The sequence below is a fragment of the Asticcacaulis sp. genome (assembly GCF_027484505.1).
GTDB lineage: Bacteria > Pseudomonadota > Alphaproteobacteria > Caulobacterales > Caulobacteraceae > Asticcacaulis.
The window spans coordinates 1-26058 of sequence record NZ_JAIXSV010000092.1; the positions used below are offsets into that span (position 1 = coordinate 1).

Consider the following 26058-nt stretch of genomic DNA (forward strand, 5'->3'; position numbering starts at 1 on the left):
ATGGCCGAATGCAGCAGGGCGGTCGCCGCCAGCCACGGCATGAAGGAGGCGTTTTCCACCGGGTCCCAGAACCACCAACCGCCCCAGCCCAGCTCATAATAGGCCCAGAACGACCCCAAAGCGATGCCGAGCGTCAGAAACACCCAGGCCACCAGCGTCCACGGCCGGACCCAGCGCGCCCATTCACGCCCGATGCGCCCTTCGATCAGGGCCGCAACGGCAAAGGCGAACACCACCGAAAACCCGACATAGCCGAGGTAGAGCAGCGGCGGATGAAAGGCCAGAGCCGGGTCCTGAAGCATGGGGTTGAGCGACTGCCCCTCATAGGGGGCCGGGTCAAGACGGGCCAGCGGATTGGAAGAAAACAGCGTGAAGCCGCTGAACAACGCCCCCAGAAGCCCCTGCACCCCCAGCACCTTGTGCCGCAGGCCGGACGGCAAGCCGCGCCCGAACAGGGTCACCAGCGCGCCATAGCTGAGCAGCACCATGCACCACAAAAGCATCGAGCCTTCATGGCTGCCCCACGCGCCGGAAATCTTATACAGCAGCGGTTTCAGGGTGTGCGAATGTCTGGCGACGTTGGAGACGGAAAAATCCGACGTCACAAAGGCGTGGAGCAGGGCGGCAAAAGCCAGCACGCACGCCACCGCAGCCGCCAGCGACAGGCCTTCGCTCCAGCGCGCCATGCCGCGCAAGGGTCGCCACGCCGCCCCCGCCACGCTGAGCACCTGCGCCAGCGACAGAAGGAAGGCCAGCCCCAGACAGAAGGTGCCCAGTTCCGCGATCATTTCGCCTCACCAAAGGGTTTGGAATCGGGTTTGGCCGCACTTTCCGGCCGCCACTCGCCTTGCTCTTTGATGGCCTTGACGACCTCCTTGGGCATGTAGGTTTCGTCGTGCTTGGCCAGCACGGTTTTGGCCTCGAACACGTCGGCGCTGACGCGCTGCCCTTCGCAGACCACGCCCTGCCCTTCGCGGAACAGGTCGGGCAGGTCGCCCTTGAAGCGCACGGTCATTTCGGCCTTCTGGTCGCGCACGACGAAGGTCACTTCGCCACCGGCCCGCTTGACGACGCTGCCCGCCTTGACGAGGCCGCCGAGGCGCATGGTGCGGTGCAGTTCGGCCTTGGCCTCATAGGCCTGCGCCGGGGTGTAGAAATAGACGACCTGATCCTTCATGGCGAACAGGGCCAGCGCCACACCGGCCATCAGGATCGGCGCGGCAATCAGAAAAATCATCAGACGCCGACGCGCCTTCATGGATTTGGGAAGCAGGGTCATGATAGTCTCCCCCTCGCCCTGTTTACCGGGAGAGGGCCGGGGTGAGGCGCGCGCGATGGGCCACCCCACCACCCCGCCCTGCGGGCGCGGTCCCCCTCCCCGCCAGCGGGGAGGTATAAGCGTGATGCGTTGCTCATTGCGCCCCCACCGGCCGGCCGGCCCTTTGTACGATGTCGCGGGCGATGGCGGGACGATCCGCATACAGACGATCCAGCGTCGCCAGCACCCGCTTTTCGCCTTCGACGTTTTTCAGCACGCGATAGGAACGCAGCAACCGCGCCCAGCCGTCGGGGTCTTCGGGGTTTTTGGCCAGACGCGCCTCAAGGCCCGCCACCATGCCGCCGATCTGCGCCTGAACCGTCGCCGCCGTCTGTGCCGACTGATCGAGCGCGGCGATTTCCGCCGCCACCGTCTGCTGACGCCCGTCATCAGCCGCCAGACGCGACTGCACGACGGCATAGAGCCTTCGCGCCTCTTCATAGCGGCCATCTGTGGTGAGGATACGCGCCGAGTAATAGAGCGCCGTCAGGTCGTCGGCATCGCGCGTCAGGGCCTCGGCAAAGGCGGCCCGCGCCTCCCCATTGCTCTGCCCCTTGTTGAGCAGCGTCAGCGCCTCACCCAGATTAGACCAGCCGACCGCCGCGTCGGGGGCCAGTTGCGTCACGCGTTTGAAGGCCTGCGCCGCCTCATAATAGTCGCCCGCCACCACCTGGGTCTGCCCCAGTTGCAGCCAGTAGGCCCGCTTGTCGCCATACTTGCCCGACAACTGTTGCAGCGCCACCGCTGCGGGCTTGGCCTCCAGCGTTTCCGGGGCGGTATTGAGCGTCTCGACCCACGCCTTGACGCGCCCCGCATAGGGCTGATCCGGCAGGTCGGGCTTACCGACAAAGACCGACAGGCCCAGCGCCGCCACGGCGATCATGACGGCCCCGGCAAAGCCGATGCGCGGATCGACCGGCGCCACCGCCTCGGCCTCCTCAACGCGCAGAAGCGCTCGCGCCGCTTCGGTTTTTTCTTCGCGGGCCAGGGCCGCATCCGTATGTCCGGCGGCCACGCGGCGGTCGAGATCGGCCACAAAGGCTTCGTAACGCTGCCGCGCCTGATCCAGCGCGCTGTCCGGTGTACGGCGCAGCCACGCGACCACCAGCCCCAGAAGGGCGGCGCACAAAAGCGCAGCGGTAAGCGAGAACAGCAGCATACGAGTCTTGAGCGGCGGGTTGACCGGAACGAACGCACCGGGACTGTGTCATAAGCCCGTTTTCGTCGCCTTAGGCAACCGTTTTTGGTGCCCGGAAGACATCGGCAGCCGTGACACGACGTCGCGCCAGATTGGCCTTGTTTTCCCCCAGAAGCCCCTCCATCAGCGCAATCACACGCTCAAAGCAGTCCATCACCGCCTGTGCATCAAACGGGTCTTCGCCCACCGCTACCGCCAGCACGACGGTAAAATAGGCATCCATCTGGATTTCGGCTGCTTCGACCGTTTTGTTGAGCAGGCTGAGATACCCGCCCTGTGAGGCGGTGGGGCGCACCTGATTGATAAAGGCGACGGTTTGCAGCGCTGCCTCGGCCTGAGCCGGTTTTGGCCCGGCATAGTCGGGCACCTCGCGCGTCGCCCGCCCGAAAATCCGCTCGGTCTTCAGCGGCAGGGCCTGCGCGATGATTTTTTCAACGCCTTTCAGGCGGTCTTCGACCAGACCATTGATCGTCTGATTGATGGCCATGACGCGCTTGCCCCACGGCCCGTCGCGCGTCAGTTCGACCGACTTTTGCAGGCTGCTGACCAGACTCAGGCACTGGGCGACCCAGCCCCCGGCCTCGCCCAGCAGCGACGGGTCGCGCCGGCGCATCAGCCCCGAAAACACCTTCATCCGTTCTTCGGCGGCCACAAGCACGCGCTCGCCAAAGCTGGCCAGTTCGGACTCGCTTAAGAATCGGTCATTGGCCCCATCCGAGATGACGGCGACAAATTTAAGCACCAGCGTGGCGTCATCCATATTGGCCAGCAGGGCTTCGAGGAAGCGCACCCCGCCCTCACCGTCCGGCGTCTTTCCCGACGCGTCCTTGAACATCAGCCGGATGGCCGCCGCCTTTTCGGCATCAATACGCCCCATCCAGTCAGGCAGCCGCGCCAGAGCCTCGCGCAACAGGCGGTGCAGATCGAGATAGGCGGCAAACTCTTCGACTTCGTCTTCATCCTCACCCGGCGGCAACACCGTCTCAGGCCGTTCCCGCAGAATGACCGCCGCCGCATTGACCAGATGAAAATAGGGCACGGGTACAGGGTCGCCGTTGCGGTGACTGTGCACACTGCGGCGGGCCTCCGTCATCAGCCCGGTCTCTTCACGCTCAAGCGCGCTCCACAGACGATCCAGCAGCCATTTCGGAAAGATAACGCCTTCCATACCGTCTTCGCGCGCCATGAACAAAGGCACGAAGGGGCGGAAGACCTGTTCCTTGAGATGATGCGACTCAAGCTGCCGCGCGACAAGGTCGCGCACCTCGCCCAGAGCGGCGTCGTGCGTCAGGCCCAGACTGGTGTTCAGTTGACGGAGAATGTTTACGGGCAAGGTTTTCACCAGCCCGCCGACCGCGCTCAGCCGTTTCTCCGATAACACGCTCATCTCTGACTGCCGTATTGAAAGCCCGGCAAGTATGAAAGGCGCGTAGTTAATATTTTCTGACCTAAAATCTTGTTATTTATGCTATAAAGTTTGCCGGTAATATAACAACGCATGTCAGGCCGCCCATCCCTGAGCGGTCAAAGCTTAAGCGGCCGCCATAGGCCCTCACCAGCTCATCGACAATCGACAGGCCGAGCCCCGAACCGGGCGCCGATTCGTCGAGCCGTGCGCCGCGTTTGAGCACCTCATCATAGCGTTCGGGCGGCATCCCCGGCCCGTCATCCTCGATCAGCAGGGTCATGCCGCTGGCCTCGTCTGCCAGTGTCGCCGTGACGCGCACGCGGCGCTGACACCAGATGCAGGCATTTTCCATCAGATTGCCGGCGATCTCCTGAAAATCCTGCTTTTCGCCGCGGAAGGCCAGGTCTTCGGGCGCGCGCCAGTCGATGGTGACGCCCTTGTCGCGGAACACCTGCTCCAGCATGACCGCCAGTTCGTCCAGCACCGGCTCGACCGGCGTGCGTTCACCCATATTCTGCGCACGGGCGGCGGCGCGGGCGCGGCGCAGGTGGTGATCGACCTGAGCCCGCATCAAGGCCGTCTGTTTACGGATGGTATCGGCCAGAGGGGCCGGGTCATCCCCCGCCGAGGTCAGCAGCACCGACAGCGGCGTTTTCAGCGCGTGCGCCAGATTGCCAACGTGGGTGCGCTGCCGCTCCACCACGTCCTGCCCGTACTCCAGCAGCCCGTTGACCTCTTCGGTGACCGGCTTGATTTCCGCCGGATAGGTGTTGAGCAGTCGCGTCTGCTTGCCCTTGCGGATGTCGTGCAGTTCGTCAGTCAGCGCAAACAAGGGCCTCAGACCGATGCGCACCTGAAGATAGATGGCGATCAGAGACCCCAGCGCGAGCACGATCAGCGCCCCGCCGGTGATCAGCGCAAACTGCCCCACATTGCGATCCACTTCCGAACGGTCTTCGGCGGCCATAAACAGCAGATTATGCCCCTGAATACGCAGATAGACCGCCGCCTGCCGTAACGGCTGATCGCGGGGGCCTGTGGCGTTAAAATACTGAAGCTGACCCGTCGTCTTGTCGAGCGCCTTGGGCATTTGCAGCACGCGCTCGGCCAGCGAGCCCGACTTATAGACGGCCATCACGCGGTCCTGAGCGTCCAGCTCAACGATCTGCCAGTAGAGGCCGGAATAGATGTCGTCGGTGCGGATGATGTACAGTTCGGGGATGCGGATGCGCCCCGTCTCATCAAATTCGGTGTGCGTATAGAGGTTGCGCACAATGTCCGAAATGCCGGCCTGAAAGCGCGTCACCGAGGTGTAGTTGAAGAAGGCTGTCAGGCCCGCTGAAATCAGGATCAGCGAGAAGATGAACCAGATGGCGGCCAGCCGGATCAGCCGCCCGGCCAGCGACCCGCGCCCGGAAATCAGTACGCTGATGAAGCGCTTCAGATGGGTCAGGATGGCTGTCATTTAACGCCCCCCCCCGTCAGCAACTTCGTGCTGACACCTCCTCCCCTGCGCAGCGGGGGAGGTGCCGAGCCAGCGCAACGGGTCGAGGCGGAGGGGGCCGAACTCATACCTGTGCTAAATCTCGCTGACTTCATTGTGCAGCGGCTTGAGGCGATAGCCCAGCCCGCGCACCGTCTCGATCCGCTCAGTACCGATCTTCTTGCGCAGACGCCCCATAAACACTTCGATGGTGTTGGAGTCGCGGTCGAAATCCTGATCATAGAGGTGTTCGACCAGTTCGGTACGCGAAATGACGCGGTTCTGATGCAGCATCATGTAATGCAGCAGGCGGTATTCCAGCGAGGTCAGGCGCAGCGGCTCGCCATTGACCGACGCCCGTGCCGCGCGCGGATCAAGGCGCACGCCACCACATACCAGCAGGGGCTGCGCATGACCGGCGGCGCGGCGCACCAGGGCCCGCAGACGCGCCAGCAGTTCTTCGGTATGAAACGGCTTGGTCAGGTAGTCGTCGGCCCCGGCGTCGAAGCCCGACACCTTGTCCGACCACGCCCCGCGCGCCGTCAGGATGAGGACCGGCGTCGTCTTGCCATCGCGGCGCCAGCGTTCCAGCACCGACACCCCGTCGATCTTGGGCAGGCCGAGATCGAGGATCACGCAGTCATAGGGCTCGGTATCGCCCAGAAAATGCGCTTCTTCGCCGTCGGGCGCGTGATCGACCACATAGCCCGCGTCCTGAAGCGAGGCCTTGAGCTGACGCGACAGGTCGGGATCATCTTCGGCAAGCAGAATGCGCATTACATCTTACTCATGGAGCGGTTGGCGAGATCGACGCGATAGGTCACGATATTGGGGCCGATCTGCACCTTGATCACAAAGGTCGAAGGGCCGGTCTGATTGCCGGACACGTAGCGACCACCCGTGCGCTGCTCAACCAGGGTGATGGCGTCGTCGATGGAATAGCGCTGCTGCACCGTCAGGCGCTCGGCCTCATCGAAGCGCGGACGCGCCTCCGGCCGCAGCGGCATCTGGCGCACCTCTTCGTGCGCCGGCGGCCAGCCAAAAGCGGCACGTTCGCGCGCTTCGGCGACGAACGGCGCGCCGACGAGCAGCAGGGCGGAAAGGGTCAGGATCGGTTTCATAGTCACTTTGTACAGTCCCCGACCTGAACCTTAGCTGAACAGAGCCCTAAGGAAAACTTAAAATAGCATACCTCCTCCCCTGCAAAGCGGGGGAGGTGGCGAGCCAGCGAAGCGCGTCGAGACGGAGGGGGCGAAACCCTACTTCTTCTTCATCGCCGGATGCGTCGGCGTATAGGGCGCCTGCTTGCGCCAATCCTCGGCATAGGCAACAAAATCGCCATCCACCACGTCCGGCAGGGCCAGCACCAGATGCGCAAACAGATCGCCGCGCGCCCCGGTCTTGGCATCATAACCGCCACGTCCTTTGAGGCGCAGGATACCGCCCGAATTGGAGCCCTTGGCAATGGTCACATTGACCGGGCCTTCGGGTGTCGGGGCCTGCACCTTGCCGCCCAGCACCGCATCGGGGATCGATACATAGAGGTCCATGTGCAGGTCATTGCCTTCGACGCGGAACACGCCGTGCGGCTTAAGCGACAGTTCGACCAGCGCGTCGCCATGCGGCCCACGCCCGTTGGGCGACGCCGCGCCCTGCCCTTTCAGGCGCAGGGTCTGACCGTCCTTGGCCCCCTTCGGAATCGTCACATCCAGCGTGCGACCATCGGTCAGTTGCACCCGGCGCGTATTGCCGGCGATCGTATCCATCAGGTCGATATCGAGCTTGATCCGCAGATCACTGCCCTTCTGGGCCTGCGCGCCGAAACCGCCCCCCGGCCCAAAGCCCGCGCGACGTCCGGCCCCTGAGCCGAAAATATCGAAAATATCGTCGAGATCGACGCCGTCGAACGAGCCGCGCGCCCCGCCGCCATAGCCTTGGGACGCCCCGCCGCCAAAACCGCCCCCGCCGAAACCGCCGCGATAGGTTTCTCGCCCGTCGGCATCCATCTGACCCGCATCGTATTTCTTGCGCTTTTCCGGGTCTTTCAGCAGGTCGAACGCCGCCGACACGCGCTTGAAGCGATCCTCGGCCGCCTTGTTATTCGGGTTGCGGTCCGGGTGCAGTTCCTTGGCCAGCTTGCGAAACGCCTTCTGGATATCGTCGGCGCTGGCGTTACGCGCCACACCGAGTTCTGAATAGGGATCACCTGCCACGAAATGGAACCTCCGCCTGCCGCCCGCCCCGTCATACCTCCCCGGTTTACCGGTGGTGAGGGCCTGGCGGCTCAACTCATACAATCGCTAAGCCGTTGGCGAAGGATAGGTCACGAGTCAAGCCGATAAAGACATTTCCAGCGCCAAACCAATACGAGATGTAGGGTCTTTCTGCGCGATTTCAACCCGGCTGAGGCCATCAAACCCAGCGGGATAGTCGGTGGCGATGGCCTCGGCATCATAGCTAAAAGCGCTTTGCGTCACCGTGACCTCACGGCGCAGGTCTGCCCCCTGATAAAAGCGGAGGCGATAGGCCTCAAAGCCGTCTTCCAGCGGCGGCTCATAATCCAGCGAGTCGCCGCCATAGCGGGCACAGCGTATCCAGCGTAAGTGCAAACCGTCAGCCTGCCGCCTGATCCGCCCATGCACCGGCGCGCGCGGCCTGAGGCCAATGCCGGTCCACACGGTCTCTATGTCAATCGCCCCCTCCGCCTGCGCGCCGAAGCCCGACAGTCCTGCTCGCCACAAAAGCGGCAGACCGCGTTCGGCGTCCGAAACATCCGCCCGCACCACTTCCGGCAGGACGATGACCGCGGCTCCTGCGTCTATCGGTTGGGTCTGCGTGCCCCATTGGCCGCGCAACAGGCCGCTTAAGCGCCACTGGCGCGGCGCGATCATCTGTGCCCGGACAAACTGGATGATCTCCCATTCACCCCCCGCGCCCAGGACGCAGATGAAATTCTCACCGGACAGCACATCGGCCTCTGACCGTGTCTGTAAGGTCACGTTTTCGAGGTAAACGTCAAGACAGGCCGGTCTGTTCCATTTGGCAGTCTGTCCGGCAGGCAGGCTCTGAAGCGTCGTGCCTACGCCCGCCGCCTGAGTAAGGCGTCCGCGCAGGGTCAGCGTACTCACCCCCCTTCCTGCATAGATATCGACGCCGCTGAACGGCACGGCGGTGGCGGCCAGCACCGGTCGCCCATTGCGCTCATCGGCCCCGAACGGCGGCAGGTCGAGGAGCCAGAATCCGGTCAGTAGGGCCCGGCTGACGGTCGTACCGCCCGACGGTTCGTAAGGCATGACTGCCGCCGGCTCTGGCACGGGCGCGAGGGTAAATGTCGGACGTTCAGCGTCTTCGATACTGGCGATGCGGTAGGGCCGCCCGCCGAAGCGCACCGCATCCCCTGCTTCAAAGCGCAGCACCTCAAGAGGACCGACATCCAGCGTCACCGCTTCGCGCACACGCCGTGCCTCAGACAGGGTGCGGCGGGTGAAATCCCGCGCCTGCGCCGCCGACAGGCTGAGGCCGAGATCCAACTGCATCGAAGGCCCGCCCTCGACCTCTGAGCGCGCATGGACGGCCAGCACCTGATAATCGCGGTCGAGATCATAGCAGCGCAGCGTCAAAGCCGATGGCGCTTCGATCAGTTCGCGCCGCGCCAGAACCGGGTCGCGCTCTTGCACCGCCAGAGCGTGCGGCGACAACACGACCTCAGCCGTCGGCGCGCCTATGACTTTCAGGCCGCTCCCCCGCTCGCACAGCTCAAGCCCCAGGTAGGACAGAAGCGGTTCCAGCGCCCGCGCCGCCGTCATCGGCTGCTCGATCACATAGCCATCGATCACCCCCTCCGCTGCGCCGACATCAAGGGAGACGCCTGCCTGATCGGCGATGGCGCTCAGCAGGGCCTTCGCCTCGGCTGACCCGACGCGCCCGTTCAGCCAGTGCCCGGTGCGCCAGTTTCCCGCATCGCCCCACACAGCGTTCCGCTGTGGGAAATCCGGATAGGGCCGCGCGTCCCAGCACCACACCTCCATACCCGACAACATGGGGCCACCATAGACAGAACTCAGCGGATTATGGGCCGGATCGGCGTAGAACTGGCTGAGCGCCATCAAGTAGGACCGCTGCGCCCGGTCATCCCGCGCGCCGCTGGAATAGGGCGGAATAGCGCTTTCGGAGGATTTGGGATCGACAAACAGGTTGGGCGCGTTCGGCCCCTTATCTATCGCGCCGCAGCCATATTCGATGAAACGCACAGGCTTCGATTGCGGCACCCAATCGGTCGGCGCTGACCGCCGCACACCCGCCGGGCGATCGTGATGCGGATGACTCCACCAGCCGAGAATATCCTTCGGACGGAACATCCAGTCTTCGCCAAAGGCCCCGTCGGTAATGGGTGAACGGACCTGTCCGTCTCTGTCTGCCTGAGAGGCATAAAACCAGTCAAATCCTTCGCCGCCGCGCACCCGCGACCGCAGATAGTCGGTATCATAGGGCGTTTGCGCCAGCGCTGCATCAAGATGCACGCCGCCGCGCCAATCCGTGAGCGGCGCGTACCAGTCGATACCCACAAAGTCGATATTCGCATCGGCCCACAGCGGGTCGAGATGGAACATCGCATGAGTGCCAACATGATGGCCGAAATATTCGCTCCAGTCGGCGGCATAGGACAGCTTGGTCTGCGGCCCGACCATGGCGCGTATCTCAGCCGCCAGCGTCTTGAACGCGGCCACCGCCGGATAGGTGACGGCATCCGAACGCAGGGTGGTAATCCCCCGCAACTCCGAACCCAAAAGCAGGGCGTCCACGCCACCCGCGACGACGGCCAGATCGGCCAGATGGCGCACGAAACGCCTTAAGCCCCAGCCGTCTGCCGGGCCAAAAAAGCTCGCCACATCCGCGGCGGCCTGCGGCGTCAGATCCTGCGCCGAGCTGATGCGCCCGCGCCAGGGAAAGCCGTCGCAATCCATCAGGATGAAGGGCACAAGTGTCACTTCGTAACCGCGCTGTTTCAGCACACGGATGGCAGCAATCACTGAGGCATCCGACGGCGTGCCGCCATAGACCGGACGACTGTCCTGCGCGCTGATCAGGTGCGCCGCCTCGCGTCCGATTCCGGCCACGGACCACACTTCGGGCTCCGTGCGTTTGAGGGCCTGTTCGACGCCGGGCCGCAGACGACAAGCGCCCGCCTCCAGACTATCGCCGAACCAACTGATGACCAGATTAACGCGCTTTACATTGGGCAAATGCGCCTCAAGCTGATCCAGCGAGACGAGAAAATCTGGCCGCCCATCGGCCGTGTTCAGCGTCTCCCAGCGCGCCCCGCTCAGGCCCTCGCGCACGGCATTGTGCGTCGTCGCATAGACGAACTCCCCCGCGCCGGGGATCAGGCACACCCCGTCGATCAGCGTCTCCAGCCCCTCACCCGGCGGGCGGCGAAACACTTCTACCGACAGGTTGGGCGGACGATTGCCAAAGGCGGCCAGCGGCAGGTCTTCGAACACCAGATAGGCCAGACCGCGATAGGCCGGCGCATCGCCTTCGATGGCGGTAATCAGCGGATCGGGCATCTGATGCGCGTCGCCGCGATACAGGCGATAAGACAGCCCTGTCTGATCGAGCAACTGCCCATCGGCCCAGATACGCCCGATGCCATCAATGGGGCCTTCGCACAGACCGATAGCAAAGGACAGTGAATAGCTGAAACTTTCCGTCTGCGGGGCGCTCTTGGAGGCGCGCGTCCTTGTGCGGTTTTCTTTCAAACGTGCGGTCCACAGCACCGTCCCGGCGACGCGCCCACGCCCATAGACCTGCGCGATCGGCGCGCCCTGATCGGCGGCGGCTACGCGCACGCCCTGCAAACGCGGGCCGACCTGCCGCACGGGCGACAGGCCATTGATCAGCGTGCGGTCAATAGCATTGCCGATCAGCCCGCCAATGGCCGCCCCCACCGGCCCACCCAAGGCCCCGCCCAATGTGCTCAGCGTCATTTGTGCCATGATAAATCTCTGTGAAAAGCGCCTCCCCTAATTTTAAGGGAGGTGGATTCGAGACCTTCCGGTCTCGAAGACGGTGGGGTTAAATGCCCGGCGTCCGGATAGGCATAGGCCGCGACCAGATGCCGCCGCCACCAGCGCCCCAGCCAGGTTTCGGTCACCGCATGACCCCAATAGGCGTGGATCAGTTGCGCGCGCGGGTCTTCGATGGGCCCTGCGCTGAGGATGGCGGCGTGCTTGGCCACCGCATTGTCCCGCATACGGAAGATCAGCACATCCCCGGCCTGCGCCGTATCGAGAGGCACAGGCCGCAGCCAGCGATCACAGGCGGTTTTCAGCCGCTCCTCCCCGCCACATTCCGCCCAATCGCCGGTATAGGGATCAAGCGCCCACGGCTCCGGCCCATAGAGGCCGCGCCACACCCCACGGATCAGCCCCAGACAGTCGCAACCGACGTCATGAACGCTCTGACCATGCTGATACGGCGTGCCGAGCCAGCGGCGCGCCTCGGCCACAATCTGCGCCCTCACAGCCGCCCCGTCCCGCCGCGCGACGCGCCATCCAGCGCATCGCCCGAACGCGGATAGAGGGTGATAAAATCCTCACCGGGCAGGTCCGGAAAGCCGCGAAAATTGACGATATTGGCGAACACATCGCGGCACGTCGCATAGCGTTTGTCGCAGGTGCCGACCGGCCCGCTAAGGCCGCAGCGCGCGTCGCCCAGTTGCGCGTCACACAGCGGCGTATAGCGCCGCCCGATGAGGCGCTGAAGCCGTGCCGCCGGACCTTCGACATGGGCGACGAAGGCCGCCTGATCCTGCCCGCGCACTTCGATGCGCGCCAGCGTGCCGGAACTGACCGATACGAAGATTTCAGTGTTGCGCCAGTCCACGCTAAAGGTGTCGATCTGCGCCCCGTCATAAAGCCCGGCGCGGATATCTTCGGCACGCAGATGAACGTCCGAAAGCACCCCGGAGACAGACCTGTCTCCATTTTCCAGACCCAGTTCGCTACGCGCCGCCCCGGCGGTCCAGCCGCTGCTGGCCGTGCAGGTCACGCCCTGAAAACGCAGGTCCTGATCGTGGTCGGTGAAGCCCAGTTTGGTCCCATCGGCGCGCGTCAGTATCCACACCTGACACAGCGTCACCGCACCGCTGTCGAAGGCCGCTGAAAGGGCCTCTGGAATGTCACGCATGACGCTCTCCGATGTTTGGGCCAAGGTTTGTGTAAACGCCGGTCATACCCGGATCTCGATCAGCGGTATGGCCGCCACGCGACCGGCGTCGAACCCTTCTAAGGTCAGGTCGATGCGGTCACTGTCGAAGCGCACCGGCACGTCGAAACAAAAACCCGCCGTCACCGTTGCGCCTTCGGCCGGCGGCACCGCAAACGTCACCACCCCTGTCGTGTGATCGACGTCGAAGCCTCCGGCCATTTCGACGCTATTCACGGCCACACGCACGGTGTCCGCGACGGGTTTGCGGATGGGCCGAACCACCGCACCATAGGTTTTGCAAAGCTGGAAAAGGCGGGTGTGGCCATCCCCCGTGCCGAACACCTGATCGGTGGGCGTGACCGTAGGGCCGCTGCGGCCATCGCTGAAATCATGAAAGCGAAAGCCATACAGCGGCCCTTCACGTGCTTCGAAAAAATCCAGCAGGGCCGAGGCATCGGCCATACGCCGGATACCGGCCCCGATCAGGTAGCGCCGCCGCCCCAGCGCCCAGCTACTCACCCGCTGCTCATAGCCCGACGCCAGTGTGGTGACGCGCACGCGGCGTTCGATCCCGGCCCCGGAACCGAAGGCCAGCCGCGCCGGAAAGGTCACTTCGTGGAACATGGCCTACCTCATCCCCAAACGAACAGCGCGTTGCAGCGCCGTGGCGATCTGCGTTTCAGATCGGACAAGACTGTCTTGTCCACCACTCAGATTGAGCGTCAGATGGACCGCCGGCCCGGTGCCCGCGTCGATTTGCCCCGACGTGGCCGGGCGGAACCATTCCGGCCCGCGCTCCCCGACCAGATAGGCGCCACCGGCGGTCACCGGTCCTCCTTCGGCACGCGTGCCGGCAAAGCCCGGCAGGCCGGAAAACACCTCCCCCAGCACCGCACTGAGCGAACCGCTGCCGGAGGTGCCGCCGGCGGCATTGAGGGCGCCGATCAGGGCCGAAGCCAGCTCATTGAGGCTGATTTCGCCGTCCTTCGCGGCACGGCTCAGACTGCGCGCCAGCGAGTCCCCGGCCTTGCCGAAGGCGGCTTCGATGCTGGCCGCCGTCTCCTCCGCCGGGCCTTTCAGCGCCTGCAAGGCGACGGCGGCCTCATTGGCCTGTTGCGTCAGGCCGCCCAAAGGGGTGTCAGTCATCGGGGAAGGCTTTCTCCATCGTTTCAAACACGTCGCGCGGCAAGACAGGAGCGGCGGGCGTGGCCGTCAGCCACAGCCATTCGCGCCAGCTTAAGCGCCAGAAATCAGTGGGCCTCAGGTGGCACTCGCGCACAGCAAAGCGCAGCATCGCCGCCCACTCAGTCATCGCTCATGGCCCGCACGGCGGCGACAATGGCGGCCACGGCTTCGCTCAGGCTGAAGACGTTGGGCGGCGGCAATTCATCCAGCGCCAGCGCGCTCAGAACAACGCAAACATCCTGCGCCCCCATCTGCGTTAGGGCCTGCCCTAAGGCGGTGAAACCGCGCACACCGAAATGCGCCTCAAGCTGGGCCAGCGCCCCCAGAGTCACGCACAGACGCACCGACTGTCCACCCAGCGTCGCCGACACTTCGCCGCGCGCGGTATTGGCGGGCTCACAGTGCATCGAAGGCCACCTCCCCCGCCGAAGCGAGGGTCAGGGCGAAGCTCGCCTCGCCATCGTGTTCACCGGCATATTCGAGCGCGGCGATCAGAAACGCACCTCTGAAGACACCGAAGCCCGGCACAAGTATCTGCCAGTCGCGCGCCGTCTGGGCGAAGAAGGCGTCGCGCATCTGGGCATCCGACGCGGCGTCTTTGAACACGCCAGAACCCGATACGGATAGCGATTTTACCCCCGCCCCGGCCAGCAGTTCGCGCCAGCCATTGGGGCTGTCGGAATCGGTGACATCGACGGTGCGGGCATTGAGCGACACGGTGCGCGCCCGCAATCCCGCGACGGTGACGAAGCCCGTCCCGTCCGAAATTTTCAGCAGCATGTCGCGGCCTTTTTGCAGGGCCATATGAGAACTCCTCTTCCTTCATCCTCCCCTGCAAAGCGGGGAAGGGGGACCACGAAGGGGTGGAGGGGGCCGACTGAAATACGCCCCCTCCGTCTGCTTCGCTTTGCTCGCATCCTCCTCCCCCGCTTCGCAGGGGAGGAGGTATTAAATGGGCTCCGTCAGAGCGCGCAGACGGACAAGCCCGAAGACAGTTCTGTCTGCGCCACGAAACACATCGAGATAGGTGACGCGCAGACTGACCAATTGGTTGCTGTCCAGCGTGATGTGCGCCTGATCGAGCGCCACACGCAGTTCGCTGGCGATGGCGCGCGCCTCTTCGGTGCCGTCGAAATCGGAGACGACGCGCAGCGTCACCGCCTGTTCGGTGGCCGCGACGCCGACGCCGCCAAACGGCTGCGCCTCCACGCGGTCCACGCGCACGTAGGGATAGACGGGATCAGGCGGCACAGCGTCATGGATACGCCCCTCTGCCCCCAGCCAGGTGTGCAGCGGCGCGTGGGCTTTGAGGTGCGCGATCAACCCTTTTTGCAGGTCGCGTAAAGGATCGAGCGGTTGCGGATCGAGCGGCATATCACCGCCTCCTTTCGAGGGTAATCAGGGTTTGGCCATCGGCATCCGACGACACAGACAGGACGGTCCAGTCTTCGCCACGGATCGACAGGACGCTGCCGCGCACGGCTTTGGCCGCCGACCGGCAGGTAAATTCCGCGTACTGACGAAGGCGCAGAACGCCTTCGCCCGCCGGGGCTTCGCTGGGCGGACGCGGGGTGAAATCACCCCAGGTGATGCCTTCGAACTGACGCGTTTCGGTCGCACCACCGAACGCAGTTTCCGAGCGCACAAGGGTGAAGACCCGTGCCGGGGTTTTCAGTTGCGCCGTGGACAGCCGCGTCACAGCCGCACCTCACGATAGGGCGCGATCCACGGCTCCAGACCGTCGAGCGAGACGGTCCCCTCACCGCGCGTTTCATAGGCGCGCGCGATCAGATCGAGCACGGCCAGACGCAGGGGCGCGGGCGACCCGGCCTCCAGCGTCAGGCCCAGCGCTGTCTCCAGCCGTGCCACGGCAGCGGCCATTAGAGTGGTGATCAGCGCGTCTTCCTCAGCGTGAGTGACGCGCAAAAACAGCTTCGCTTCCGCGAGCGACACAGGATCAGACATGGGGGAGATTCCTATACATCCCAACGTGTTGAGGCCGGGGGTGGGGTCTAAGACACCTCACCACCACATCTCGCCTTCGGCTCGTGCGGTCCCCCTCCCCGCCAGAGGCAGGGAGGTGTAATCCGGCTACGACGCTGCGATTTTGAGGAGTTTAAGCGCATCAAAATTCTGCACCCCGCCGCCGACGCGACGGGTGGTGTAGAACAGCACGTAAGGCTTGGCCGAATAGGGGTCGCGCAGCACGCTCAGGCCCGCGCGATCGACGATCAGATAGCCGCGCGCAAAGTCGCCAAAGGCCACCGGCGTGGCATTGGCGGCGATGTCGGGCATGGCCTCGATCTCCTGCACCGGATAGCCGAGCAGTTGCGGCAACTGCCCCGCCTGCTGGGTCGGCTGCCAGATGTAGTGACCGTCGGCGTCCTTGAACTTGCGGATCGTCGCGGCGGTGCGGCGGTTCATCACAAAGTGCGCGTTCGGACGATATTGTGCCGCCGGGGCGTAGATCATGTCCATCAGCACGTCGGTCGGGGCCGATGCGGCAAAGCCCGACGCCGCGCCGCTGGCCACATAGCCGATCTGGCCCCAGCTCGCGGAAGGATTGGCGGCGGTCGCATAGCTGAGGAAGCCTTTGGGTTTGTTCACGCCATCACCGGAGACGAAGGCCGCGGTTTCCTGCGCCGCGAAGCTGTCTTCGATTTCCGCCGCCAGCCATTCATCGAGATTGATGAAGCTGTCGTCCAGAAGCGCCTGAGTGGCCGCCGGCGAGGCGTAAAGCTCCGCCGCCGGAAACTCCATCAGCGACAGGGTGGCCGGGTCGGTTTCCGGGCGACTGGCCGTTTCCGCGACCCAGCCCGCCGCGACGCCAGCGGTGGAAATCGGCTTGCGGAAGGTGGCCGCGCCGACGGTACGCACGGTGGCCAGAGCGCGCATCGGCGACACCTGCGCCAGACGGCGTTCGATAAAGCGTTCCGTCTCATAAGGAGCCAGCGCGCCGGAGCCGGAACCCGTCGAAAGCCCGCCCTTCAGTTCGACCGTCACACGGCCGGAGCGCATATAGCTGTCCCAGGCGGATTTGGTCTCGTCCGGTTGCGGCGACGGGGCCGACAGGTCCGGGCGCGCCTTATGGCTCATGAGGCGGTCAAGCCGCGATTGCGCGCTTTGCAGGCCCTGTTCGATGCGTTCGACCTTATCGTCGATCAGCGGATCGGACTGCTTCTTTTCGAGCGCGCTGAGGCGCTGATCATTGGCGGTCTTGAAGGCTTCAAAGGCCGACAGCACGTCGTGCAAAGCCGCATGCACCTCGGTCGATGCGACCGCGTGTTTGGTTTCTTTCATTGATGTCTCCTGAAAATCCGCTCTCCCTCAGGGGAGACGCGAAGAGGTTTGCGCCACGCGGAACCGCGCGCTGGGCAGCATGGGGAAGGTCACCAGCGACACCTCCCACAGTGATACGGCGCTTAAGACCCGCAGGCGGCCCGTGGTGTCGGGGCGCGTCTTTTGCGCCTCAAAACCGATACTGAGGCCGTCAATCAGGCCCGCTTCGGCGACACTGGCCGCCATGCGGGCTTCGGGTGTGACGGGGATGATCCGCCCCCGGACGAACAGACCTGTCTCGTCTTCAAACACCTCGTCCCACACCCCTATGGGCGTGCGGACATTGTGCTGATACAGCATCCGCACCCCTTCGGGTCCGGAGCGGGTCAGGCTGTCGCGAAAGGCCCCCGGCACCACCACATCGTCATTGAGATCGCGCTCAAAAAAGCGCGAGGCATAGCCTTCGATGGGCACCATCAGCCGCGCTCCTGATCGAGCTTGGCCTCAATGCGCGACAAGGCGGCACGCGTAGCGAGCGCCTGTTCCTCCAGCCGCGCCAGACGCTCGACCACGCCCGCCTGTTGTTGCAGACGCGCCTCCAGCGTATCGAGCCGCGCCCCGGCGCGACCGAACCACATCAGGGCCGCTGCCGATTGCAGGACGATGGTGACGATGACGCCACCGGTGAAGATCTCAGTCATCGCCCCTCCCCTCACGCTTTTCCGATTCACTCAGACCCGCCAGCCGGCGTTTCTCCGCTTCGCTGACGAAGGCCGCCGCGTTGAGCCGCGCCCACAGGGCTTCGCGCTCCACCGACAGGGCGGGCAACGCATCCAGCTCCGGCACCAGCCGCACCTGTGGATATTTGGCCGTCAACCAGTTGGACAGGGCGCGCGTCGTGCGTTCGACCAGCGGCAGGACCGTGTGTCGCCAGAAGGCGGCATTGGCTTCGCGGTAGTTGGCGTAGCTATTATCGCCGGGTATCCCCAGCAGTTGCGCCGGTATGCCAAAGGCCAGGGCGATTTCACGCGCCGCCGCGTGTTTGCCCGCGATAAAGTCCATTTCCGACGGCGACAAAGACATCGGCTTCCAGTCGAGCCCGCCTTCCAACAGCAGGGGCCGCCCGGCATTGTCCGTACCCGTATGGGTGTCGTTCAGTTGCGCCTTCAGCCGCTCAAACTGATCTTCGGTCAGGCGCTCAGACCCTTTGGCACCATAGATCAGCGCGCCGGACGGCCGCGCCGAATGGTCGAGCAGCGCCTTGTTCCACGCACCGGACGCATTGTGCACGTCGATGGCGAAGGCGGCGGCTTCCAGCGGCGAAAATCCGTACCAGTCATCGAGCGGATGCCACTGTTTGAGGTGTAACACCTTCAGCCAGCCGTCGCCATCGCGCCCGATACGCACCGATCGTCCGTCCACCCCATAATCATAGGCGTCGGGCCAGCCGCGCGCATTGGGCACGACCTTGACACGTTCAGGGCGCAGCGCCCACAGCTCCGTCTGACCGTCCGGGCGTTCCGCCGCCTCCAGATAGGCATTGCCGGCGGTTTGCAAAGACGCATACAGCGCCTCACGCAGGTCGGCCCCGCCCTGCTCACCATTGGGCCGCTCCATCAGTTGCGCCAGCGGATGCGCCGGATCGTGCCGGCCATTGACATCGACGCGCAGCGGCACCGAGGCCGCGGCTTCGGCAATCATCCGTACACAGCGATAGGCCACAGCATTGCGCGCAAAGCCTTCGCGCGCCAGCGCCTCATAGGCGCGCGGCGTCCATTGCGGCCGCCCGGCCCCGGTCAGGGCGATCAGGGCGCGCGAGGCGGACGCCTTGGTTTCCGGGATTTCGGGCGCACGCTTTCGCCGCCCGAACAGGTCGTGAAGAAAGGTCATATTGTCCTCAAAAACGTTGTACCTCCCCAGTTTAATGAGGAAGGGGACCGCACAACTGAGCGTAGCGAAGGCGATGCGGTGGTGGGGGCAAATCAGGTTTGACGCCCCCTCCGGCGGGACAAGCCCGCCACCTCCCCCGCTTCGCAGGGGCGGAGAGTTGGTTACACCCGCCGCAGTCGCGGCTCGGCGCGGCCATCAATCAGCAACGCCGTGATGGCCCAGACCAGCGCATCGGCGCGGTCGGGCGAATGGTCAAGCGACCCGTCGCCCAGCCCCATCAGCTCCTCTTCGAGCAGCGGGAAGTGATCCACATGCACCACCCGCCCCTGCTCATAAAGCGCCGCCACTGGCTCAGCGCGCAGCCGTTTACCGACGCGTGCCCGCACCTTATGCACGGGCACCTCGACGCCCGCGCTTTTGAGCACCGTCTCGACCATATCGCCGCCCTGATTGACCTCGGCCACCATCCGCCGGACGGCGTGTTCGCGCACCAGAGCCGCCGCTTGCGTCGCCCATCCTGTGGGCGAGCGGCCGGACACCGAAGCGTCCTTAAGCACATAGGCGCGATCGCCCCGCCGTCCGGCGACGATCAGGCCGCACGCGTCGCCGTTTTGGGTCACGGGCGGGTCCACCGCCACGATCACCTCGTCGAAGGCCACCGGCGCCGAACCGCGACAGGCGTCGAAATCCGCCGCGCGCCACAGGGCACGATCGGAATTTTCGACCACCTGACCGTCCAGCTCCTGCGCCGCCAGCCGCGTGCCGCCATAGAGGGTCTCAAGGCCAGACAGAAAACTGTCCGACAGGAATTGCGCGTTCTCCTTCGTCGCCGCGCGGCGGATTTCCAACCCCGGCTCGGCCATCAGCTTGCGCAGCGCCGCCACGGGTTTGGGCGTCGTAGTGACGCACAGCCGGGGCCGTTCCCCCAGCCGCAACCCCATGCGCAACAGCGCCAGAGTCTCCACCGGCTTACGCCAGACGCAGAATTCGTCCGCCCACGCATAATGAAACTGCGGCCCGCGCAAACTTTCCGGATCTTCGGCGGAAAAGGCATAGGCCATCGCCCCGTTGGGCCAGATGAGCCGCCGCCGCGAGATTTCGTATTCGGGCCGCCCGTCGTGCGCCGCGATGGCTTTGAGGCCCGACGGCCCGTCGATCATCACTTCGCGCACATCGTGCAGGCTGGGGCCGATCAGGGCGATTCGCACGCCCGGTTCGGCCATTTCCTGCACCCATTCGGCCCCGGCGCGCGTCTTGCCCGACCCGCGCCCGCCCAGCAGCAGCCAGGTCATCCAGTCGCCTTCCGGCGGCGTCTGATGCGGGTGCGCCTGCGTGCCCCAGCGATCGAACCAGTCTAAATCCTCATCTGATGTCAGATGCTGGTTCATCCACTGATCCAGCTTGCTCGGCCAGGTCGGCACGCATTCGAGTTGCGATATCAATGAGTTTAGCCCGGACCTCAGCGCGCCGGGCTTCATATCGTGCCTTGCGCTCTTCGGGGCTGAGAAGGGAGCCTGTTGTGTCACCGTCATCCATTTCCGTTTCTCCGAAACGGCTGATGAGCTCATGCACCCCCTGTACGGCCTTGGTCACAAGGGCGAGGTTCTTTGCCTTGCGTTCGATCCCGGCCTCGTCGTCGGCCCGGTTGATCCGACCATAGTCGCGGATCAGTTCCTGACCGAAAGCCAGAAGTTCCGCCTGCTGTGATTGCATAGCGATCCGCATTTCTGAGAGTGTGAGCGCATGTCCGTCCATGCGCCCTTTATAGCCCGGCCCCGGAATGGGGGGACAAAACGACGTTTATAAAAAACAAGTCAATGATCTGATTTATGAAATCCGGACGGATAGCGGGGACAACTCATATGCCTAATTTGCAGGCAACCTGTAAAAAGCTGTCACAATGTTATGCTACCTGTTGTCTCGCACAGATAGGCGATGCGGCGGTTTTCAGCATCATTGGTTTTTTTAAGCGTACTTTACCCATTTTTTTCAAAGTCGGGCCGCAGGTAACTGTGGCCCCTTTCTTTGTCTATTCGCCCTTGTTGGACATATCTTCCAGCAGGTCGAAGGCGGCAAAGTCCAGCGCGTCTTCGGGGTCATCCAGCGCCGTTTCGGAAATCGTCTGTCCACGGACGGATACGCCGCGCCGGTGCACCTCTTCGCGGTCGCCGCAGATCAGATAATGCCAGACAGGCAGGTCCTTGCCTTCATGCAGGCGGCGATAGGCGCACGAGGCCGGCATCCATTCCAGCGCCTCGATATTGTGCGGCGTCAGCTTGATGCAGTCGGGCACATACTTATGCCGCTCCGGGTAGTTGGAGCAGGCGCAGGTGCCGGAATCGAACAGGCGGCAATGGACGCGCGTCGGGATGATTTCGCCCGTATCCTCGTCTTCCAGCCGGATCAGGCAGCACAGACCGCAGCCGTCGCACAGCGACTCCCATTCGGGCACGGTCATTTGCGAAAGGGTCTTGGTCTGCCAGAAGGGTTGGGTCATTTGTCTTCTCTTCCCCCCTGATATCAGGGGGGATACCGGCGCAGCCGGAGGGGGGTTAAGCGGTGGAGTTAACCCACCGTCAGTCTCGCAAACAGCGCGAATGCCACCTCCCCTGAAATCAGGGGAAGCACTGCGCGCCTATATCCCCTCCCCTCAGACGGAAATCAAGTGCTTGCCGTTATCCGCGCCGAACGCTACACCCGCCGCATGAACGCCAAAGCCCCCCTGCTCGCCCTGAAAGATGTCCGCCTGATGGACGGCCTCAACCCGCTGTTTGACGGTGTCGATATCGCGCTGGAGCCGCGCGTGCGGGCCTGTCTGGTCGGACGCAACGGGGCCGGCAAATCGACCCTGATGCGGCTGATGGCCGGGCTGATCGAAGCCGATTCCGGTGAGCGCGTCGTCATGCAGGGGATGCGCTACGCCTATGTGCTTCAGGAACCGCAGCCCGTCGGTGACACGGTGCTCGACTGGGTGACGTCTGACGGGGCGGAGCATTACACCGCCGAAGCCGAGCTTTACACCTTCGGCCTCGACCCGACGACGAAATGCGCGTCTCTTTCGGGCGGCGAAAAGCGCCGCGCCGCCTTGGCAAAAGCGTTTGCCGAAGACCCGGACCTGATCTTTCTTGATGAGCCGACCAACCACCTCGATATTTTTGCCATCGAAGCCCTCGAAGACCAGTTGCGTCAGTTCAAGGGCGCGGCCCTGATCGTCAGCCACGACCGCACCTTCCTGGAGCGCGTCACCCAGCGCTGCTACTGGCTGCACGACCGCCGCATCATGCGCCTCGATTCCGGCTATGCCAGCTTTGAAGCGTGGTCGGAAAAGATCATGGAGGAGCAGGCTGAATCCCTGCGCCGTCTGGAAAAGGCGATTGAGCGCGAAACCTATACCTTCTACCGCTCAATCACGGCACGGCGCACGCGCAACGAAGGCCGCGCCGCCCGGCTTCAGGCCATGCGTGCCGAAAAGATGGAGCGCACCAAACAACTGCCGCGTCAGCTCGAAATGAGCATCGATTCCGGCGGCACGTCGGGCAAGCTGGTGGCCGAGTTGAAAAACATCTCCAAAGGCTTTGACGATAAGGAACTGCTGAAAGGCTTTTCAACGCGCATCCTGCGCGGCGACCGGCTGGCCATTGTCGGACCGAACGGCGCCGGCAAATCGACCCTCGTCAAACTTTTGATCGGGCAGATCGCCCCGGATGAGGGTGAGATTCGTCTGGGCACGGCGCTTGAAGTCGCCTATCTCGATCAGGGGCGCGACACGCTCAAAGGCGATGAGACCCTGTGGGATGCGTTGGCCAATTCCGGCTCGGATCAGATCATGGTGCAGGGGCAACCGCGCCACGTCGCTGCCTATGCCAAGGACTTCCTGTTCCGCGAAAACCAGTTGCGTCAGCCGGTGAAATCCCTGTCGGGCGGTGAGCGCAACCGCCTGCAACTGGCCCGCGCGCTGGCCTCCGCCACCAATCTGCTGGTGCTCGATGAGCCGACCAACGACCTTGATATGGACACGCTGGACCTGCTGGAAGAGATGCTGGCCGACTATGACGGCACGCTGATTCTGGTCAGCCACGATCGCGATTTTATCGACCGTCTGGCCACCTCGACGCTCGCGCTGAATGGCAAGGGCAAGGCGGTGGAAACGCCCGGCGGCTGGCAGGACTTCCTGCGGCAAAATCCGGACTTTTTCGAGGAACTGAGCCACAAGTCTCCGACGGTCAAGTCAGCGGCCAAACCCGCGACCCCTGCCGCACCCGCCCCCAAGGCCCCGGCCAAAAAGCTCAGCTATAAGGATCAGAAGCGCCTCGAAGACCTCAATGCCCTGATGCCCAAATGGCAGGCCGAGATCGCCCATACCGAAGCGGCGCTGAGCGATCCGAACCTTTACGCGAAAAGCCCGGCGCGTTTCGACGCCCTGATGAAGACGCTGGAAAAGCTCAAGACCGATCTCGAAAATGGCGAGATGGAGTGGCTTGAGCTTGAGGAAAAGCGCGAGGCGTTGAAGTAAGCCCGTCTCCTACATACGCCGTTTACGGGGGTGGAGGACCTCGCCTGAAGGGCGTGGTGGCAGGGCCGCCCCCCTCCGTCTTTTTGCGTCCCGCAAAAATCCACCTCCCCCAGTAGACTGGGGGAGTATGAATATGACGGGCTGAGTCCGACCCTATTTCCGATCCGTCGCCTTGGCCTTGGTGACCTTCAGCTTCTTTTCCTGAAACGCCTCTTCGGTCGAAGGGGTCAGGTTCGGACGCGCGCCGATCACGCCCATGGCGATGGATTGGATGACGTAATAGGTCTCACCGGCTTCCACTTCGAGGCGCAGCGTATCGCGCGTTTCGAAGGAGATATTGTATTCGTGCGTGCCCGGCTCGGCCACGTGCACAAAATAGGTCCCGTTGGTCAGTTTACCAACGCCCGTATCGCCTTCGCGCACCGAGAAGCTGACGGCCGCGCCGACAAAGCGCGAAGGACGGAAAAAGACGATCTGACCCTTGCCTTCCGGCACCGGATCGACGGGGTTCAGCTTGGCCACCGTCTCGGCCGGAGCGGCCGCCGCAGAAGCCGAACTTGACGAGGAAGACGAGGCCGAAGACGACGCGCTCGACGAAGCGGAAGACGACGAGGCCTCGGACGAAGAAGACGAAGACGACGAGGACGATGCCGTCTGCGGTTCGGTGGTCTGGGCCCAGACGCTGGTGCCCATCAGTGTCAGGCTCAGGCAAAGCGCCATGACCATTTTCGCGTTGATGTTTTTCATAAAAATAACCCCCATTTGTGGCTTTTGAAAAAGTGTAAGATCCCGCCGTGCACCTATTGTGACGCAGGAGGTGTGGCGGGTGTGAAATCGGCGGCCAGCTTGGCCGAGGCTCGCGTACCGGGCAGGGCCTCCATATGGCCGCCGGTCACCGCCAGACCGAACACGCCCACGGCAACCGCGGTTGCCACGGCCGCCCCCGAATTGTCCCTGGCCCCCAGCCCCAGCTTCAGCGCGCGAATGGGGATTTGACGACCTTCGAATTCGAGATAACGGGCCGCCAGCACCAGCTTTCCGGGCTTACCACCCATGCCGGGCTTACCCGTATCGACCACCTGCCCCTTGCCGGGCGTGCCTTCGGGTATGACCACGGCGCCATTCAGCAACACGGGTTCGGCCAGCTTGAGCGGAAACATATCGCCGACCGTGGCCGTGCGCGTAGAGACCAGCTCGGTGATTTCGACCACGATCGGCGTGCCGTTGGGCACCACCGCCGCAACCGGTGCGGCCCCGGGTTGAGCCAAGGGCTCAGCCACCGGGGTCGGGGTCGTTTCGGGCGGCGTGGTCTCAGTGGATTGCGCGCACACGGTCATAGGCACAAGCACGGTCAGCGCCGCCACAACAGCCGCTGTCAGGATTTTAGGCATTTGAAAAAAGTCTCCCCCGGTCGTCTTTCGCCGTTTCTGGCACCCCGTGATCTTTTTAACAGACTATCGGGCCGCTGCAAATCGTTTTCCGTACCGGGCCGCCGCTCCGGAGTCGCGGCGTAGAGCATTATTATACCCGCAGTCTGCCAATATCGGCGTTCCATTAGGGCAATATTAAGCGGCAGAGCTTAGGTTAAGGCCGTTGCAACCTTACCGGAACCCGCGCGCCTGATGACCCGCACCCGTCGAACCCGTCTGTCTGCCCCGTCTCAGGCTCTTGTGGGCGTGGCCCTTCTGAGCCTGAGCGTCCATGCGCCCGCCCTGGCGCAGACTCAGACAGAGGCCCAGACTCAGGTGAGGAGCTATCTCGACTGGCCCGGCAAGCGCGCGCCCCAAGCGGCGACACCGCCCGCCGCACCGGAAACCGCCCCCGCCACGCCGCTGCAACGCGCCCTGCCCAATGCCGCCACGGGGCAGCCGGGCTTTGACATCCCGCCATCGCCCTATGGGCAGGTCGGCAACCCCTATCGCCACGAGCTGAACTGGCGCGGCAAGACCGCCTCGGTCAGCGCGCAGGCCGCCGCACCTCAGACGCCCCCGCAAACCGCCCCGAAGACCGAGCTGGCCTCCAACTGGACGCCCGTGCAGCAGTCGCGCTTTGACACGCCGCGCCGCGCCGCGCCCGCATCGGTCACGCCCCCGGTTCAGCCCGCTCCCCAAAAAATCGAAGCGGCTCCGCTGCCCACACCCCAAGCGCGCGTCGCCAATCCGGTGCCCCTGCCGCAACCCAAGCCGCCCGTCGTCAGCGCCGAAACCGTCGCGCGCGAAACCGCGCCGGTGGCCGCGGTGAAACCGGCTCCGGTTCCGCCCGTCGCGCCCCCGCCGGTTCAGGCACAGGCGGCAGCCCCAGTGTCGGCTCCGATTCAGCCGCAAGTTCAGCCCCAGCCGCGTCCCGACGGTGGCTACCGTCTGCCGGCCAACAGCAAATATGCAGGTCGCGTCTCGCCAGAGCTGGAGGGCCGCCCGGCGGTCCCCGCACAGGCCGCCGCGCCCGTAGCGCAAAAGCCGGAAGCCCCTAAAGCTCAGGCCCAAACGGCCCCGCAAACGACTGCTGAGGCCAAACCGACCCCAACAACCAAGACTCCGGCGGCAAAGGCTTCCGCGCCAAAGGCTGGGGCGAAAAC

The 26058-nt window shown here is 64.2% G+C and carries 29 protein-coding genes and 1 pseudogene; 2 read left to right on the plus strand and 28 right to left on the minus strand.

The window, feature by feature from the left end; translation table 11 throughout:
- From ccsA to Q0072_RS05455, 26 genes are all read right to left on the minus strand, one after another.
- On the minus strand, nt 1–788 hold a 788-nt coding region (gene ccsA / locus Q0072_RS05330; protein ID WP_298326788.1), incomplete at its 3' end, for a cytochrome c biogenesis protein CcsA.
- Nucleotides 785–1279 (minus strand): cytochrome c maturation protein CcmE, encoded by a 495-nt coding sequence (ccmE, locus tag Q0072_RS05335; protein ID WP_298326791.1) that lies wholly within the window; start codon nt 1277–1279, stop codon nt 785–787. The genes ccsA and ccmE, both read right to left, overlap by 4 nt.
- 133 nt (nt 1280–1412) lie before the next feature.
- On the minus strand, nt 1413–2477 hold the full coding sequence (locus tag Q0072_RS05340; RefSeq protein ID WP_298326794.1) for a hypothetical protein: 1065 nt from the start codon (nt 2475–2477) through the stop codon (nt 1413–1415).
- Between the two features lie 70 nt (nt 2478–2547).
- Nucleotides 2548–3903 (minus strand): hypothetical protein, encoded by a 1356-nt coding sequence (locus Q0072_RS05345; protein WP_298326797.1) that lies wholly within the window; start codon nt 3901–3903, stop codon nt 2548–2550.
- A 76-nt stretch (nt 3904–3979) separates the two neighbouring features.
- On the minus strand, nt 3980–5389 hold the full coding sequence (locus Q0072_RS05350; RefSeq protein WP_298326801.1) for an ATP-binding protein: 1410 nt from the start codon (nt 5387–5389) through the stop codon (nt 3980–3982).
- A 114-nt stretch (nt 5390–5503) separates the two neighbouring features.
- Nucleotides 5504–6184: a response regulator transcription factor gene (locus tag Q0072_RS05355; RefSeq protein ID WP_298326805.1), complete on the minus strand. Its 681-nt coding sequence runs from the start codon at nt 6182–6184 to the stop codon at nt 5504–5506.
- On the minus strand, nt 6184–6528 hold the full coding sequence (locus tag Q0072_RS05360; RefSeq protein WP_298326808.1) for a hypothetical protein: 345 nt from the start codon (nt 6526–6528) through the stop codon (nt 6184–6186). Before Q0072_RS05360 ends, Q0072_RS05355 begins: the two co-directional genes overlap by 1 nt.
- 138 nt (nt 6529–6666) lie before the next feature.
- Complete coding sequence (locus Q0072_RS05365; RefSeq protein WP_298326811.1) at nt 6667–7620, minus strand: J domain-containing protein; 954 nt, start codon at nt 7618–7620, stop codon at nt 6667–6669.
- A 117-nt stretch (nt 7621–7737) separates the two neighbouring features.
- Nucleotides 7738–11403: a glycoside hydrolase/phage tail family protein gene (locus Q0072_RS05370; RefSeq protein WP_298326814.1), complete on the minus strand. Its 3666-nt coding sequence runs from the start codon at nt 11401–11403 to the stop codon at nt 7738–7740.
- Nucleotides 11391–11930, minus strand: coding sequence for a peptidase P60 (locus Q0072_RS05375; RefSeq protein ID WP_298326817.1), 540 nt, complete (start codon nt 11928–11930; stop codon nt 11391–11393). Before Q0072_RS05375 ends, Q0072_RS05370 begins: the two co-directional genes overlap by 13 nt.
- Nucleotides 11927–12595 carry a DUF2163 domain-containing protein gene (locus tag Q0072_RS05380; RefSeq protein WP_298326820.1) on the minus strand — a complete coding sequence of 223 codons (669 nt, stop codon included), beginning with the start codon at nt 12593–12595 and terminating at the stop codon, nt 11927–11929. The genes Q0072_RS05375 and Q0072_RS05380 overlap by 4 nt, the downstream gene beginning before the upstream one ends.
- A gap of 42 nt (nt 12596–12637) precedes the next feature.
- A complete protein-coding gene (locus Q0072_RS05385) occupies nt 12638–13240 on the minus strand; it encodes a DUF2460 domain-containing protein (RefSeq protein WP_298326823.1) in 603 nt (200 codons plus the stop codon).
- Nucleotides 13241–13243: 3 nt separating this feature from the next.
- Nucleotides 13244–13762, minus strand: coding sequence for a phage tail tape measure protein (locus Q0072_RS05390; RefSeq protein WP_298326826.1), 519 nt, complete (start codon nt 13760–13762; stop codon nt 13244–13246).
- Nucleotides 13755–13928: a phage tail assembly chaperone gene (locus tag Q0072_RS05395; protein WP_298326828.1), complete on the minus strand. Its 174-nt coding sequence runs from the start codon at nt 13926–13928 to the stop codon at nt 13755–13757. Before Q0072_RS05395 ends, Q0072_RS05390 begins: the two co-directional genes overlap by 8 nt.
- Nucleotides 13921–14208: a GTA-gp10 family protein gene (locus tag Q0072_RS05400; RefSeq protein WP_298326831.1), complete on the minus strand. Its 288-nt coding sequence runs from the start codon at nt 14206–14208 to the stop codon at nt 13921–13923. Before Q0072_RS05400 ends, Q0072_RS05395 begins: the two co-directional genes overlap by 8 nt.
- Nucleotides 14198–14605 carry a phage major tail protein, TP901-1 family gene (locus tag Q0072_RS05405; RefSeq protein WP_298326833.1) on the minus strand — a complete coding sequence of 136 codons (408 nt, stop codon included), beginning with the start codon at nt 14603–14605 and terminating at the stop codon, nt 14198–14200. Before Q0072_RS05405 ends, Q0072_RS05400 begins: the two co-directional genes overlap by 11 nt.
- A 144-nt stretch (nt 14606–14749) precedes the next feature.
- A complete protein-coding gene (locus Q0072_RS05410) occupies nt 14750–15175 on the minus strand; it encodes a DUF3168 domain-containing protein (RefSeq protein WP_298326836.1) in 426 nt (141 codons plus the stop codon).
- 1 nt (nt 15176) lies between these two features.
- Nucleotides 15177–15500 (minus strand): hypothetical protein, encoded by a 324-nt coding sequence (locus tag Q0072_RS05415; RefSeq protein ID WP_298326840.1) that lies wholly within the window; start codon nt 15498–15500, stop codon nt 15177–15179.
- Nucleotides 15497–15766, minus strand: a complete 270-nt coding sequence (locus Q0072_RS05420; protein WP_298326844.1) for a head-tail connector protein — start codon at nt 15764–15766, stop codon at nt 15497–15499. Before Q0072_RS05420 ends, Q0072_RS05415 begins: the two co-directional genes overlap by 4 nt.
- Nucleotides 15767–15892: 126 nt before the next feature.
- On the minus strand, nt 15893–17101 hold the full coding sequence (locus tag Q0072_RS05425) for a phage major capsid protein (protein ID WP_298326846.1): 1209 nt from the start codon (nt 17099–17101) through the stop codon (nt 15893–15895).
- Between the two features lie 27 nt (nt 17102–17128).
- On the minus strand, nt 17129–17557 hold the full coding sequence (locus Q0072_RS05430) for an HK97 family phage prohead protease (RefSeq protein ID WP_298326848.1): 429 nt from the start codon (nt 17555–17557) through the stop codon (nt 17129–17131).
- Nucleotides 17557–17781 carry a hypothetical protein gene (locus Q0072_RS05435; RefSeq protein ID WP_298326849.1) on the minus strand — a complete coding sequence of 75 codons (225 nt, stop codon included), beginning with the start codon at nt 17779–17781 and terminating at the stop codon, nt 17557–17559. Before Q0072_RS05435 ends, Q0072_RS05430 begins: the two co-directional genes overlap by 1 nt.
- On the minus strand, nt 17774–18970 hold the full coding sequence (locus tag Q0072_RS05440) for a phage portal protein (protein WP_298326852.1): 1197 nt from the start codon (nt 18968–18970) through the stop codon (nt 17774–17776). Before Q0072_RS05440 ends, Q0072_RS05435 begins: the two co-directional genes overlap by 8 nt.
- Nucleotides 18971–19131: 161 nt before the next feature.
- Entirely contained in the window at nt 19132–20358 is a 1227-nt protein-coding gene (locus Q0072_RS05445; protein WP_298326856.1) for a terminase family protein, read from the minus strand.
- Nucleotides 20333–20725, minus strand: a complete 393-nt coding sequence (locus Q0072_RS05450; RefSeq protein ID WP_298326859.1) for a hypothetical protein — start codon at nt 20723–20725, stop codon at nt 20333–20335. The genes Q0072_RS05445 and Q0072_RS05450 overlap by 26 nt, the downstream gene beginning before the upstream one ends.
- 274 nt (nt 20726–20999) lie before the next feature.
- Nucleotides 21000–21467: a YcgN family cysteine cluster protein gene (locus tag Q0072_RS05455; RefSeq protein WP_298326862.1), complete on the minus strand. Its 468-nt coding sequence runs from the start codon at nt 21465–21467 to the stop codon at nt 21000–21002.
- Between the two features lie 207 nt (nt 21468–21674).
- Here Q0072_RS05455 and Q0072_RS05460 point away from each other — a divergent pair, with 207 nt between their 5' ends.
- Nucleotides 21675–23483 carry an ATP-binding cassette domain-containing protein gene (locus Q0072_RS05460; RefSeq protein WP_298326871.1) on the plus strand — a complete coding sequence of 603 codons (1809 nt, stop codon included), beginning with the start codon at nt 21675–21677 and terminating at the stop codon, nt 23481–23483.
- A 153-nt stretch (nt 23484–23636) separates the two neighbouring features.
- Here the strand turns inward: Q0072_RS05460 and Q0072_RS05465 are convergent, their stop codons facing one another.
- A complete protein-coding gene (locus Q0072_RS05465) occupies nt 23637–24230 on the minus strand; it encodes a DUF2846 domain-containing protein (RefSeq protein ID WP_298326865.1) in 594 nt (197 codons plus the stop codon).
- Between the two features lie 53 nt (nt 24231–24283).
- Nucleotides 24284–24874 carry a hypothetical protein gene (locus tag Q0072_RS05470; protein ID WP_298326868.1) on the minus strand — a complete coding sequence of 197 codons (591 nt, stop codon included), beginning with the start codon at nt 24872–24874 and terminating at the stop codon, nt 24284–24286.
- Between the two features lie 231 nt (nt 24875–25105).
- Here Q0072_RS05470 and Q0072_RS05475 point away from each other — a divergent pair.
- Nucleotides 25106–26058: pseudogene (locus Q0072_RS05475) on the plus strand (hypothetical protein); the annotation flags it as partial.